At 47.2% G+C, this 13,983-nt stretch carries 13 protein-coding genes; 5 read left to right on the plus strand and 8 right to left on the minus strand.

Features of this window, described 5'->3' with window-relative positions:
• Positions 1-87: 87 nt before the first annotated feature.
• Positions 88-2,706, plus strand: a complete 2,619-nt coding sequence (locus LMJ53_RS01045; protein WP_229584392.1) for a flagellar hook-length control protein FliK — start codon at positions 88-90, stop codon at positions 2,704-2,706.
• Between the two features lie 81 nt (positions 2,707-2,787).
• Here LMJ53_RS01045 and LMJ53_RS01050 read toward each other — a convergent pair whose 3' ends face one another.
• Positions 2,788-4,200, minus strand: coding sequence for a sodium-dependent transporter (locus LMJ53_RS01050; protein ID WP_229584393.1), 1,413 nt, complete (start codon positions 4,198-4,200; stop codon positions 2,788-2,790).
• A 177-nt stretch (positions 4,201-4,377) separates the two neighbouring features.
• Here LMJ53_RS01050 and LMJ53_RS01055 point away from each other — a divergent pair, with 177 nt between their 5' ends.
• Positions 4,378-4,677, plus strand: a complete 300-nt coding sequence (locus tag LMJ53_RS01055) for a YciI family protein (RefSeq protein WP_229584394.1) — start codon at positions 4,378-4,380, stop codon at positions 4,675-4,677.
• Between the two features lie 33 nt (positions 4,678-4,710).
• Complete coding sequence (gene galE, locus LMJ53_RS01060; protein ID WP_229584395.1) at positions 4,711-5,730, plus strand: UDP-glucose 4-epimerase GalE; 1,020 nt, start codon at positions 4,711-4,713, stop codon at positions 5,728-5,730.
• 178 nt (positions 5,731-5,908) lie between these two features.
• On the opposite strand, the gene LMJ53_RS01065 is transcribed toward galE, so the two are convergent.
• Together LMJ53_RS01065 and LMJ53_RS01070 are read right to left on the minus strand one after the other, a co-directional pair.
• Entirely contained in the window at positions 5,909-6,559 is a 651-nt protein-coding gene (locus tag LMJ53_RS01065) for a response regulator (protein ID WP_229584396.1), read from the minus strand.
• Positions 6,552-7,706, minus strand: a complete 1,155-nt coding sequence (locus LMJ53_RS01070) for a sensor histidine kinase (protein WP_229584579.1) — start codon at positions 7,704-7,706, stop codon at positions 6,552-6,554. Before LMJ53_RS01070 ends, LMJ53_RS01065 begins: the two co-directional genes overlap by 8 nt.
• Before the next feature lie 130 nt (positions 7,707-7,836).
• On the opposite strand from LMJ53_RS01070, the gene LMJ53_RS01075 reads away from it, so the two are divergent.
• Together LMJ53_RS01075 and LMJ53_RS01080 are read left to right on the plus strand one after the other, a co-directional pair.
• Positions 7,837-8,589, plus strand: coding sequence for a hypothetical protein (locus LMJ53_RS01075; RefSeq protein WP_229584397.1), 753 nt, complete (start codon positions 7,837-7,839; stop codon positions 8,587-8,589).
• A gap of 227 nt (positions 8,590-8,816) precedes the next feature.
• The gene (locus LMJ53_RS01080) at positions 8,817-9,617 is read left to right on the plus strand and encodes an SDR family oxidoreductase (RefSeq protein ID WP_229584398.1); all 801 of its coding nucleotides are present in this window, start codon (positions 8,817-8,819) and stop codon (positions 9,615-9,617) included.
• 431 nt (positions 9,618-10,048) lie between these two features.
• Here the strand turns inward: LMJ53_RS01080 and rluB are convergent, their stop codons facing one another.
• The 5 genes from rluB to rnm are packed head-to-tail and all read right to left on the minus strand — an operon-like array spanning position 10,049 to position 13,888.
• Positions 10,049-10,963 carry a 23S rRNA pseudouridine(2605) synthase RluB gene (rluB, locus tag LMJ53_RS01085; protein ID WP_229584399.1) on the minus strand — a complete coding sequence of 305 codons (915 nt, stop codon included), beginning with the start codon at positions 10,961-10,963 and terminating at the stop codon, positions 10,049-10,051.
• A complete protein-coding gene (gene scpB, locus LMJ53_RS01090) occupies positions 10,963-11,559 on the minus strand; it encodes an SMC-Scp complex subunit ScpB (RefSeq protein WP_229584400.1) in 597 nt (198 codons plus the stop codon). The genes rluB and scpB overlap by 1 nt, the downstream gene beginning before the upstream one ends.
• Positions 11,559-12,380: a segregation and condensation protein A gene (locus LMJ53_RS01095; protein ID WP_229584401.1), complete on the minus strand. Its 822-nt coding sequence runs from the start codon at positions 12,378-12,380 to the stop codon at positions 11,559-11,561. Before LMJ53_RS01095 ends, scpB begins: the two co-directional genes overlap by 1 nt.
• Positions 12,381-12,392: 12 nt before the next feature.
• Complete coding sequence (locus LMJ53_RS01100; protein WP_226750203.1) at positions 12,393-13,013, minus strand: L-threonylcarbamoyladenylate synthase; 621 nt, start codon at positions 13,011-13,013, stop codon at positions 12,393-12,395.
• Positions 13,010-13,888 carry an RNase RNM gene (rnm, locus tag LMJ53_RS01105; RefSeq protein WP_229584402.1) on the minus strand — a complete coding sequence of 293 codons (879 nt, stop codon included), beginning with the start codon at positions 13,886-13,888 and terminating at the stop codon, positions 13,010-13,012. The genes LMJ53_RS01100 and rnm overlap by 4 nt, the downstream gene beginning before the upstream one ends.
• Positions 13,889-13,983 lie beyond the last annotated feature (95 nt).

Here is a 13,983-nt window from a genome sequence, read left to right on the forward strand (position 1 = left end):
TTGCACAACTTGTCGGCAAGTGCCGCTTACAGTTCAATAATCACTGTTAACGAAAGCGGCTTTAACTCACAGAACCATGAGAGCGTGATGTTACCCTTTAATTTTGGCCAGCTCACCACAAACACCAGCTTAAACCCACAAACGGCAGTGAACAGTGGTGTGATTAAGCTTGCCAGCACCGTGCCCTATCCGGCAATGGTGATCACAAGCCATACCAATAACACCCCCAATACAACGCAGCAATTATTACTGCAAAGCCAACAAGGCTTACAACGGCTTGCTTTATCTGCGTTACCACCGTTACCGCTGAATGTGCCGCTGCAACTGAGTTTTAATGCGACAACGCCCGACAACTTGAACGTACGCGTGATGCAGTGGCAAGGTAACCCGCAAGCTCAGCAATTAACGGCCGCACAAACCACGTTGTTACTGCAACCTGAGCAGCTAAACCAATTGAGTGCACAATTAGCCAGTGGCAAACCGCTTAATCATTTGGCTGGCCAAGCGGTTACCCCGCCCCTCGCCGCGCAATTAGCCACATTACAATGGGTGAAGTTACCCAGTGTCAGTGCCGCTTCATTGGCGCAGAGCGCTTTGCCAAGCAGCAATAGCACTAACCTTTCGGCAAATAACAACAACCAAGCGGCTAACACGCTAACAACCAATACGCCAAGCCAGAGAGCGGCGATGGCTAACCTGCAAAACGCAGCGGTATTTCAAACGCTAAGCCCCCAGCTACAGCACGCTTTGCAGCAACCTGCCGTGCAGATTTCTGTGTTTCAACAATTACAAACGGCAAGCCCGCTGTTGCAACTGAATAACCAAGTACTCAACCTTAGCCCGCCTGAGCGCCAGCAATTAAAGTTATTACTACAACCTTTAGTTACCCAAACCACAACTAATCATGCCACTGAGCGAGCGAATTGGGTGTTACTCATACAACCGTTAAAAGACTTGGGCCAGTTTCAACTGCCAGCCAGCGCACTGAACCGGCCACTGCAACTTAGCTTGTCTGATGGTAGCCAACTAACACTGGGCAGCACGCAACCCCCAAATAAGCCCAATGACTCAGCACCAAAAAATGCGGCATCGCACTTAGCAGCAACGGCAACAACCCAAACGCAATTAAGCCAGCCTAGCGCCAAGATGTCCGCCGGCGTGATGCCCAATACCCCGTTAACAGAGGAACAGATGAAAACCGCAATTGTTGATAAGATCCTCAGCCAGTTTGGCCAAAACAGCGAAAGCACGCCAAAACTGCAAGCAGGGCAACCCTATTTTGCTAAATTACAGTTAACTGGCCAAAGTGCTCAATTTATTGTGCAAACGGCGCAAGGCTTGCTGCAATTGCCACTGACGCTGGCAGCCAAACAACTCTCTGCCATTCCTAGCGATTTACCCTTACAGTTAAGTTTTAAAGAAACCAAACCCGGCACGATAGAAATTCAGATCAAGGTATTAAGCGGCTTACCAGAGAACATTCAGCTAACAGCGAAACAAGCACAATTACTGCAAGATCCCAAACAATTAGCCGCCTTGCAACAAAGCTTGTTGCGCGGTGAAACCATCACCAAATTAGCGGGCGAGCCGCTTGCGCAGCCGTTAAACGCCCGCTCAGCTACCAGCCACAGTATTGCCAAACATTTATCGCTGATATTATTGCCACCTGCTAATAACAATAAAACCGCTAATGTTAGTTTAACGCAGCAACACGCCCCAGCAACGGCAGGGGCTAATACGGCCAACAGCGCTGCTACCTCGTGGCAATTAAGCGTGCAGCCGCTTGTCAGTGAACACAAAATTCAACTCGCCAGCCAGCAGTTTGCTAAGCCTCTGCCTTTGGGTGCGCAGCCTGCCCCTGCAGCCCCCATTGTGACAAAATTACAGCCAACCGATGTTAGCAATATGCACTGGCGGCAATTATTACCTTTATTACAAAGTGCGCCCGCCACCTTAAGCAGCCTGCCGGACTTACCTGCCGAGGTACAGCAAGTGTTTAACCTGCTACGCCAAGCTCAGCCAGATGGCACTAAGGTATTAACACCGCCACAAGTACAAGAACAACTGCAAGCGGCGTTAAACTTTCAACCTTTGCAAAGCCAACCCAATATGACCACCTCGGCCGGCACCTTGGCCGTGGCCATTCAATTATTATTAGGGCACTTGTTAAAGCAACCCTCGGGATCATTGCGTGAGCCAACCGCGCAGCGTTTAGCCCAAAATATTGGGCAGCTTGAACCGGCGCAAGCCTCTAACTTGCTACGAGCACTCGGCAGCCACAGTAGTGCTTTGCAATTGGCACAGCTACAAAACGCTGAAGTGGCAGCAAATGTGCAGCAATGGCTGATCCCGTTAGCCTTGCAACAGCAACAAGAAAGCCGAATTAGCCAAATTTTATTAGAGCAAAAAGAACGCGAGCAAAAAGACAGCGAACAAAAACAGCGCTTTTGGCAGTTAACCATGAAATTTGACTTAGCCGATAAGGGCCAATTATTAGCCGTGGCCAAGTTGCAAGACGACGATGTGCAATTACAGTTTTATACCGATCAACCGCAAGCATTACAGCAAGCGCAAAAGTTTTTACCGATCTTAACCGAGCGCTGCAGTGCGCAAGGATTAACCGTGAGTAAAGCGGAATGTCAGTTAGGGAAAATCCCCGATACGCTGGGCAGTAAACGCACCAGTTTAATTTCGACGCAGGCTTAATTAAGCCGCAGCTTGAAAAAAGTAACAAAGTTACAGCGTGGCCAGCGCGTTATCACACTGGCCACCAAGGTTGTCGCTTACTTAAAACAACAAGTTTTTACCAAAATAAATGGTAGAGACAGTGTTGATAAAAATAATCGCTAAAATTAATGGAATAAAGGTACCCAGTGAGAAATTCACGTATTTTTGTAAAAACGAGCCAGCAAAGCGCTGATTGCCATCACTAATTTCCGCATCAAAATTCTGCTTTTTCCAACGGTAAATCACAAAAAGACACAGCAACAAACCGTTTAATGGCAAGATGGTTTCATAAAACATATCGTAAATCAGATCAAAGAATGACTTATCGGCACCGCCGTAATGCAGCATATTGCTCAGCCAATCAACACGGCCAAACGACAAGGCGGAAACGATACCTAGTGCCACCATCACACTGCCTAAAATATACAAGGCCTTGCGACGACTGATCCCTTTGCCATCCATAACACTGGCTACTGGCACTTCAATAATCGAGACCAGTGAAGTCATCGCGGCGAAAAACACTAACAAAAAGAAAAACGCGGCGACAAAAGAGGCTCCGAAATAACCGATATCCGTTTGTAACGCTAAAAAGATTTTCGGTAAGAACATAAAGATCATGCCGATACTAGAAGTCGACAGTTCCGAAATTTCAATTTCAGGGTTAAACGAAAACACCGCCGGCAATATTAGTAAACCCGAACAACAGGCCACCATTAACGATAAGCCCGCCACCGTTTTACCGGCTGAGACGATATTGTCATGTTTTTGAATGTATGAGCCGTACGTAATCAAAATACCCATGGCTAAAGACAGGGAGAAAAAGGCTTGCGCCAGTGCGCCATTGAGGACTTCGCCAGTTAACTTGGTAAAATCAGGAATAAGAAAGAATTTCACACCCAGAATGGCGTTTTCTAAAGTAAGAACGTAAATCACCAACGCAATTAGCATGACAAACAGTGTTGGCATCAGCACGGTGGTGGCTTTTTCAATACCCTTTTTCACGCCGCCTTGCAAAATTAAAAAGGTTAAAACCACGACAAAGGCGAGATAACCAAATAACTCGTTGCTGGTAATAAAATTACCAAACCCTGCGGGATCGGCTAATTGATCTAGCTGCCCAAAAACGGCTTTACCCAAGTAGCCGGCGATCCAGACGGTAATCACCAAATAGAACACGCCAATCATAAAGGGCGTGATCACCGATAACCAACCTACCGTGCGCCAAGCGCGGTTTTGGCCAATCTCGGTGTAAGCGCCAAGCGGGTTTTGCCGGGTGTGACGGCCTAAACTCATCTCGGCCAGCATCACGGGTAAACAAATAAAGAACACGAAAAAAGCGTACATAACGAGGAAGGCCGCGCCGCCGTTTTTACTGGCCATCACCGGGAAAGCGACGAGGTTACCAATACCGACAGCTGAGCCTGCTGCAGCCAGAATAAAACCTAGGCTGGAGCTAAATTGTTCACGTTTCATTGATGCGTGACTCCTGGATAAATGTTGTAGTTATAGTTGTTGTTTTTTACAGTCAGTTGCATGCTAACAGTCTGTTGAAGCAAATCCTAGTCCGAGCAGCAAAGCGCGTACTGCTAATTGGTTTTAAAAAGCAAATCTGCTAAGGTGCAAGCAGTTTAATAACAACCGAGTTTTATCATGTTATATATGATTTATGCAGAAGATGCGGTAAATAGTCTAGAAAAACGGTTAGCAGCCCGTCCAGACCATTTAGCACGCTTAGAACAGTTAAAATCTGAAGGACGTTTAGTAATGGCAGGCCCGCTGCCGGCCATCGATTCAGACAACCCGGGGGCTGCTGGTTTTACCGGTTCTTTAGTAATTGCTGAGTTTCCCTCTTTAATTGACGCCGAAGCTTGGGCCAAAGCAGATCCTTATTGGGCTGCGGGTGTGTATCAACAAGCAACAGTGAAACCGTATAAGAAAGTATTACCTTAATTTTCGATCAACTTCTCTCAAAGGAATGACAGCATGTCGTCATATATTCTGTTAACGGGTGGTGCTGGTTATATCGGCAGCCACACGGCATTGTGTTTACTGCGTGCGGGTTATCAGGTAATTAGCTTTGATAATTTTAGTAATAGCTCAGATGAAGCGTTAAAACGCGTTGAACAACTTTCAGGTAAAAGCCTGATCAGCATCAATGGCGACATTCGTGATCAAGCCGCGTTAACCGCCGTTTTTAGCCAATACACTATTTCTGCGGTGGTGCATTTTGCCGGTTTAAAAGCAGTAGGTGAATCGACTGAGCTGCCGCTGCACTATTACGATAACAATGTTGCCGGTACAGTGACCTTATGCCGGGTCATGCAACATTTTAACGTGAAGAAACTGGTCTTTAGCTCGTCGGCGACCGTGTATGGCGATGCTAAAGAAGTGCCGATCAAAGAAACCTCAGCGCGCTCAGCGACCAATCCGTATGGTCAAAGCAAATTGATGATCGAGTATATTTTAGAAGACTTACAACGCGCGGATGAAGACTGGTCAATTGCCGTATTGCGCTATTTCAACCCTGTTGGTGCGGATAGCAGTGGTCAAATTGGCGAAGATCCTAACGGTATCCCGAATAATCTGATGCCATTTATCTCACAAGTAGCGGTGGGGAAACGCCAGCAGCTAAGTGTGTTTGGCGATGACTACCCGACCACCGATGGCACCGGTGTGCGCGATTACATCCATGTGGTCGATTTAGCGCAGGGCCACCTAAAAGCGCTTGAGTTCTTACAAAGCTTTAAAGGTATTGAAGCCATCAACCTGGGCACAGGCGTGGGTTACAGCGTGTTAGATATGGTTAAAGCCTTTAGCGATGTGAATAAGGTGCCGGTACCCTATCAAATTGCAGCACGCAGACCCGGTGATATTGCCGTATGCTACGCCGAGCCCAGCAAAGCGAAACGCTTACTTAACTGGCAAACTGAGAAAACATTGCAAGATATGGTGCGCGACAGCTGGCATTGGCAAAGCAACAACCCCAACGGTTACAAAGCTTAACAACTCCCTATCATAAATAACCCTAACCTGTCTCTGGTCTAACCACACTCTGAGACAGGTTAGACCACACTCCGGTACTGGTCAGGCCACACTCAGAGACTGGTTAGACCTCACTCCGGTACTGGTCTGACCGCACTCTGAGACAGATTGGGCCACTTAGAGTAGCATTTGGGTGTGTTTATGGGCTGATCAAGCCAAGTTCTAAAGCCATTAATACCGCTCTGGTGCGATCTCGAACACCGAGTTTACTAAGGATGGTGGAGCACTGATTCTTTACCGTTCCCTCAGATTTGCAAAGTGCAGTGGCGATCTCTTTATTGCTGTAACCGGCTGCCATTAACTGTAAAATTTGGAGCTCTTTTTCACTTAATGGCTCTAAAGGTAGGGGTTTAGTAAAAGCAGTGGGCGTAGGTTTACGTACTTGGCTAAGTAGCCGCTCAGTGATGTTAGGCTGAAAAAAACTGCCACCGGCCGCTAAGTTTTCAATTGCACTAATTAAAGTGTCTAATGACACATCTTTTAGTAAAAACCCTCGTGCGCCCGCTTGAATACTTTGTAGCACCAAATCATGCTCATCAAAGGTGGTTAATACCAATACAGGGATGGAAATGTCGGCTTGTTGCAAGGCCTGCAAGGTTGCGATGCCATCCATCAACGGCATAGATAAATCGAGTAAGATAACCTCTGGTTTTAACGTTTGACACAGCGACACCACTGGCCGACCATCACTGGCTTCCCCCACTACGCTTACTTTACCCGAAATGGCTAACAAGCTGCGGATCCCATCACGGATCAGCTGTTGATCATCAACCAGCAACACGTTAAGCATTAGTCACCTCTTGCGGTAAACGAATTTGCAACTGTAAGGCGCCATTAACTTCGTGCAGGTTAAGTTGCCCATGACATTCCGACACGCGCTCTTGCATGCCCGTTAAACCATTGCCTAACTGCCAATTATCAGCAAGCATACCGTTATCGGTAATACACAGCAGTAATTCTGCTTTGTCACTAACATGAATAATTTCTGCGCTAAGGCTAAGCGTTGTTGCCTTGGTGTGTTTAAGGGTATTACTGACCGCCTCTTGCACCAGCATCATGACATGTTGTGCTTGAGTGATATTAGGTAAAGTCAAATCTGCTGGGATCGCCAACTCAATGTTTAAGTGACTCGGTACATCGGCCAAGATCGGCTCTAATAGGTGCGCTAGGCTTAAGTTTGCATAATCACGCATTGAGCTTACGGCTTCACGCACATCTGATAACAATAGCTTTGCCAGTTGTAAGCTTTTCTCAACCTGTAAACGTGCTTCACCATCACTGTGATGACGCGCCACTTGTAGTTGTATCGTCAGTGCCGTTAAGTGATGACCTAACAAATCATGTAAGTCACGCGCAATACGGTGAAGCTCGCCTTGTCTTGAGGCCGCTAGCAATAAGTGCTGGGCAGCCTGTAACTGCTTGTGCTGACTGGCAATCTTTTCCTTTGCTTGCTGCTCAGCAAATATCGCGCTTTGCATTACAATCGCAAACAAATGAAAGCTGCCAAACAAACTGGCCGAGATCCACAAACTGCGTTGTTCAAGTACGGCTTGCAGACTAAACCACACCACCACCACCACAGCAGCTAATAAGATGGCTTTATACTGCGACATAATATGAGGCAGTAAAGACACCCAAATAATGGTCAAAATTGCCAAGTAGTCAAAATGCCCCGCCGGTAACACCCACAATAAACCAAACGCACAGGCTAACTGAATGGCCAGTAGATAATGTCCATAACGCTGTTTTAAAGCTAAAGACGAGCTTGACTCTTGCGTTAGAAAAATAAAACAGCCGCCATAAAGCAGTAATAACAGCACTACGGGTAGCCAAGGTTGTGGGCCGGGTAAACGCTGCAAAATAAGCAGTGTAATGCCAGAAACCAGCAGCCAGGTCAAAACACCGGCTAGGGTTGCAAGAGGGAAAGGTAATTTCATCAACTTATTATGTCTGTCCTAGCTGTAACTGCAATAGGCCAGAAGTCATATTTTAAAGTACTGACTTCTGGCACCTGTATTGATTGCTTATCCGCCCTACACTGCATAAACATTTACAGGGAGCATTACAATGTCATTTATTCATAGTATTTTGCTGTACGGTCATATTTTCTTAGGCGCACTTTGTTTAGTATTATTTTGGGTACCAGTGATCTGTGAAAAAGGCACTAAACTGCACAAGTTATCTGGGCGTTATTACTACTTTATGATGCTGTTTATTGCCGGCTCAGGCATTGTCATGAGCCTCATGGTGTTATTCGACCCGGCACAGGTATACCTTAAAGGGGCAATATTACCGGCAGAAAAACTGGCAAAATTTGTTAGTGAAAGGCGGCATTTTTCAGCGTTTTTACTGTTGCTAAGCGTTTTAACGTGGGTAACGGTTCGTCATGCTTATTTGGTATTAAAAGTTCAAGCCGAGCGGCAACCTTTACGCACATGGCACTACCTATTACCGGTAGTCAGTTTAATGCTTGGCAGCCTTTTTATGCTCGGATATGGTTTTAATAATGGCACTTGGCTATTTATGATTTTTGCTATGGTCGGAGTTTTTACGAGTAGTGGGATCGTTCACTATGTCTTTCGCGCTGAGCTCGCCAACCGGCAATGGATTATCGAGCATTTCAGCTCAATGATCGGTTCAGGTATTGCTTTGTATACCGCTTTTTTCGCTGCCGGTGGTCGCAAGCTAATCTCGGAGCTACTCAGCCATGAATGGCAACTGGCAACTTGGCTTATCGCTCCAATAGTGGGCACTTTAGCCATTACGCTATTAACCAAGCACTTCAGCCGCAAGTTTCGTGTTAGCCCTTCGTCAAAATAACTTATTCGCAGGTCATACCGGTCTCTGAGTATGGTTGGACCTGTCTCAGAGTGCGGTCAGACCAGTACCGGAGTGTGGTTGGACCTGACTCAGAGTGCGGTCAGACCAGTACCGGAGTGCGGTTGGACCTGTTGCGGGGGAGCTGGGGGTTTGGGTGATTGTTATTTTGACAGTCAGTAGCGATTTGCCCTAACATCAGGCGAATGCAAGCGACAATGGCGAAATAGATGAGCGTATCACTGCAAGATAAAGTTGTGTGGATCACGGGGGCTTCTGGCGGTATTGGTGAGGCCTTAGCGCACGAGCTAGCAAAAGCCGGTGCCAAGGTGGTGCTTAGCGCGCGACGTGAAGCCGAATTACAACGGGTGCAGCATAGCTTGCTTGCACCCGAGCGACACCTGTGTGTGCCTTTGGATGTTTGCGATGAAACACAACAACAGCAAGCACTTGAGGCCATTATCGATCATTATGGTCAGGTAGATTGGTTGATCAATAATGCAGGGATCAGCCAACGAGCGTTGGTGATGGATACCAGCGCAGCAACCGATCGCAAAATTATGGAAATCGATTACTTTGCGCAAGTGGCACTGAGCCGGCGTGTTTTAGCCGTCATGTTAAAGCAAGGTCATGGTCAACTGGTGTTTATCTCTAGCGTGGCCGGTTTAGTCGGTACGCAGTTTCGTGGCAGCTATTCAGCGGCGAAAGCAGCGCTGCATTTATGGGCGAACAGTGCCCGCGCAGAACTTTATGAACAAGGGATCCGTGTTGCGGTGGTGTTTCCGGGCTTTGTGAAAACCGCGGTTTCAATGAATGCGCTAACAGGCAATGGCGAAGCCTTAGGTAAAATGGATGATGCGCAAGCACAAGGCATGTCGGCAGAAGAATTTGCCAAAATTACCGTAAAGGGGCTTTGCCGCGGTAAAAGTTATTTAGTGGTTGGCGGTTTAAAAGAGAAATTTGCCAGCATGCTAGGACGTTTTGCACCTGAGCTGCTGTATAAACTGATCAGAAAAAGTAAGGTACGCTGATCGACAATTCAAATCAACGACACATAAGTGACATCGTATTGCTGATTAAGTTGGTTTGTTTTTATTGCAGCTGATTGGCAAGTATTGGTTCAAGGCAAAATGTGCCCTGTAGTAATCTTAGAAAAACAACCAACGCCTTTGTTTGGAGCGAAAAGTAACAGCTTTGCTGACCTAAGGTGAAATATAGGATGTATTGGGTAAAACGCAGTCATAATGCCTGCCACACGCTGCCCGAACACAATCTAAACAGCAAACTTCAATAAGCCCCAGGTTCTCGATTTAACAAAGCTCAAAGCGCTAGGCCAGTAATCGTAAATGTCAGCAGCAGATAGGCTGCTGACATTTCAACTATCTTTTAAGCAGCCCACATAAACTGAATGAGCACTCACCTAATGGCCTTTAACAGAGCAATTAAGTGAGTGCTTTATCTATTAAGACGGCTTTCTGCTCGATTTACGATCCGTTGCTGGTCGCTTATCCGTGGCGACTTTTTTATCCGCTGATGGCTTTTTTTCTGCCGCTTGAAACTTACGTACTGCGCGTTTCATACTGGCCATACGACGACGACGCTCGGTACGATCTTCAGCTTTGACCAAGGTTTGCGTTTCGGCAGGCATATGCACCAGTTTGCGTAAGTAATTTACTTCATCCAGTGGATATTCGGCATAACCGCCAGCAGGTAAATGTTTAGGTAGCAGTAAATCGCCGTAACGAACGCGGATCAAACGGCTGACCACAGCACCTTGTGATTCCCACATCCGGCGTACTTCACGATTACGGCCTTCGGTTAACACCACATGGAACCAGCGGTTAATGCCCTCACCCGGTAACGCTTTGATTTTTTTGAAGTTGGCTTTGCCATCTTCTAACTCAACGCCGGTACGTAAACGTTGGATCATCGCATCATTGATCTCGCCAAATACCCGTACGGCATATTCACGTTCAACTTCAAATTTTGGATGCATTAAGCGGTTAGCTAACTCACCGTCGGTTGTGAACAACAACAAACCCGAGGTATTAATGTCTAAGCGACCAATAGCAATCCAACGTGCGCCCTTGATATTTGGCAAACGTGAAAACACCGTAGGTCGACCTTCCGGATCGGTACGCGAACAAATCTCACCTTCTGGTTTATGATAAGCCAATACGCGGCAGATCTGTTGCTCTTCACTGGCGATTTGCACGGGGTGGCCATCAACACGAATAGCTTGGGTGGGCTCTACGCGATCACCTAAGGTAGCCGGTTTGCCATCTACCGAAACACGACCACGGCTGATCCAATCTTCCATTTCGCGGCGTGAACCTACACCGGCACGGGCTAAAACTTTCTGTAACTTTTCACTCATTAGTGGAGCTCTCCTGTCATCTCGACGGTGGATAAGGATTCTGCCGTTTCATCCGTTAGCAAAGCTTGAAACTCAGCTAATGGCGGCAATTCATTTAAATGTGTTAAACCAAAATAATCTAAAAACGTAGCCGTTGTGGCATACAACGCCGGTCGACCTGGCACTTCCTTTTGCCCAACCACTTTAACCCAGGCGCGCTCGGTTAAGGTGCGAATAATTTGTGTACTCACCGACACGCCGCGGATCTCTTCAATTTCACCCCGGGTGATCGGTTGACGATAAGCAATCAAGGCCAAGGTTTCCAATACCGCACGCGAATATCGCGGTGAACGCTCAGGCCATAATTGGGCTAGCGCATCACTTAATTCTGGGCGAGTATGAAAACGAAAACCACTGGCGGTTTCGACTAACTGAATGCCACGCGCACTGTAATCTTGTTGTAACTGCGTTAGGCTTTGTGAGAGTTTTCGGCTACTTACGGCAAAATCGACCAAGACTGTCGCTTGCAGTTCTGCCCGACTTAACGGCTTATCCGCCGCAAAAATAGCGGCTTCGAGTAACTGCAGTAATTGAACGTCATTTAGTTTGCGCGCCATTATGCCTCATTAATCGCCAGTTTGACATGAATTTGTGCAAGCGGTGCGACCTGCGTCAGTTCGATTAACTTCTCTTTGGTTAGCTCTAAAATCGCTAAAAAGCTCACCACAACGCCTTCGCGGCCTTCTTGCAGTTCAAAGCAATCGCTAAAGGCCACAAAACCCTGCCGCTGCTGTAATAAGGCTAAAATACGGCTCATCCGCTCGCGCGTTGATAAATGTTCGCGTTTGATATGATGATGCTGCAGTGCCTGCGACCGTTTTACCACGTCTTTTAACGCCGCCAGTAACTCGGTAAAGTCGACTTCAGGTAAAATCAGGAGTGGGCTAAAGTTATCGGCTAAACTGGCTTTCGCCGTGAAAAAATCACGCTCGGCACGGGGTAAGGCATCTAAATCACTGGCCGCTTGTTTAAAAATCTCGTATTCCTGCAAACGACGCACTAATTCGGCACGCGGATCTTGTTCGTCTTCTTCCGCAGCCTGACTGCGCGGCAGCAACAAGCGCGACTTAATCTCTGCCAGCATGGCGGCCATCACTAAGTAATCGGCAGCCAATTCGAAATTTAACTCCTGCATCAGGTTGATATATTCCATATATTGCAGGGTAATTTCATTCACGGGCAACGCCACTAAATCAAATTTGTGCCGTCTGATCAGGTACAGTAAAAAATCTAATGGCCCCTCAAACGCATCAAGTAATACTTCTAGCGCGTCAGGGGGAATATATAAGTCTTCTGGCCGCTCTAACACCGCTTCGCCGCGCACATAAGCTAGCGGCAAAACCTGCTGAATGGTGAGGCTGTTAAAGGGCTCGCTCATTTTTTGAGTCAATTACTGAAAGGGGCGCACATCACCACGGCCTTCACGGATGATAACCGGGCTTTCTTCAGATAAATCAATTACGGTAGTCGGATCTTCGCCAATCACGCCACCATGTAAAATCAAATCAACTTGGCGCTCTAACTGTTGGCGCATATCATCAGGATCGGCTTCGGCAAATTCATTACCCGGTAAAATCAAGCTGGTTGACAGCATCGGCTCACCAAGTTCTTCCAGTAAGGCCAAAGCAATTTTATGCTCTGGAATGCGCAAACCGATGGTCTTTTTCTTTTCATTTAACAAACGCCGTGGCACTTCTTTAGTACCGCGTAAAATAAAGGTATAGGCCCCCGGTGTGTTATTTTTGATCAAGCGAAAGGCGCTGTTTTCAACCTTGGCATAAACCGACAACTCGGATAAATCACGGCACATCATGGTAAAGTTGTGATCACCACTGACTTGACGAATTTGTAAAATACGATCCATCGCGGCTTTATCGCCCATATGACAACCCAGAGCGTAACCACTGTCGGTGGGATACACGACAATGCCGCCTTTTTGGATCAATTGCACCGCTTGTTTAATCAAGCGCTGCTGTGGATTATCGGGGTGAATGTGAAAAAACTGACTCATAGTGCTTGCCCTTGCAAATTAGCGGTGTCGGTTGCTGTGGGCTGAAGTGCCCAATCCGCCCAAATTGGCGTAACATCATCCGGTAAATATAGATGCTTTCCTAGCTCATTCCAAGCCGTAGGCTGATGAAAATCTGAACCGACAGAAGCAGTTAAATTGTGAAGTTGACACAGTGCCCACAGCTCACGCCGCTGCACTAGGGTTTGTTGTGGCGAGATGATCTCTAAAGCATCACCACCGGCTAGCGCAAAGTCTTGCACCAGGCGTTTTAAATATTTGCCGTTTAATTTGTATTTTAACGGATGCGCCAACACGGCTTGCCCGCCCGCATCGTGGATCCACTGGATCGCTTCGGCCATCGCCACCCAATTATTTGGCACATAGCCGGTTTTACCGCGCGCCAAGTATTTTTTAAATACGGTGTTCATCGAGCTAGCGTGGCCGGTATTCACTAAAAAGCGGGCAAAGTGCGTGCGCGTGATAGCCCCACCGTTGGTCAAAGCCAACACGGCAGGCAGCGCATTAGCAATGTTGGCTTTCGCTAAACGCCGGGCGATTTCTTCTGCGCGCTCAAACCGGCGCTGCTGCTGTAACGCCAAGCGGGCTTGAAATTGCGGGCAATCAGCGTTGATATTTAAGCCCACCACATGGATTTCAAATTCTTGCCAGGCAGTAGAGATTTCGACGCCGGCAATAAGCTGTAGTGGCGCTTGCTCGGCTTTTAGCCATTGCTGCGCTTCTGTTAAGCCACTAATGGTATCGTGATCAGTAATGGCCAGCACATCTAGCTTGACGCTAAGTGCCCGGCTCAGCAGTTCACTGACACTGAGCAGACCATCGGAATGAGTTGTGTGACTGTGTAAGTCAATTTTCATGCAGTTTCCTTTTTAACAACCGCTATTGTCGCATAATCGCTTAGAAAGCCCAACAAACAAAGAACCAAGCAAAGCTTGCTTGCGTACAAAGGCGC

Origin of the sequence: Rheinheimera sp. UJ51, assembly GCF_020819615.1 — a bacterium.
Lineage (GTDB): Bacteria > Pseudomonadota > Gammaproteobacteria > Enterobacterales > Alteromonadaceae > Alishewanella > Alishewanella maricola.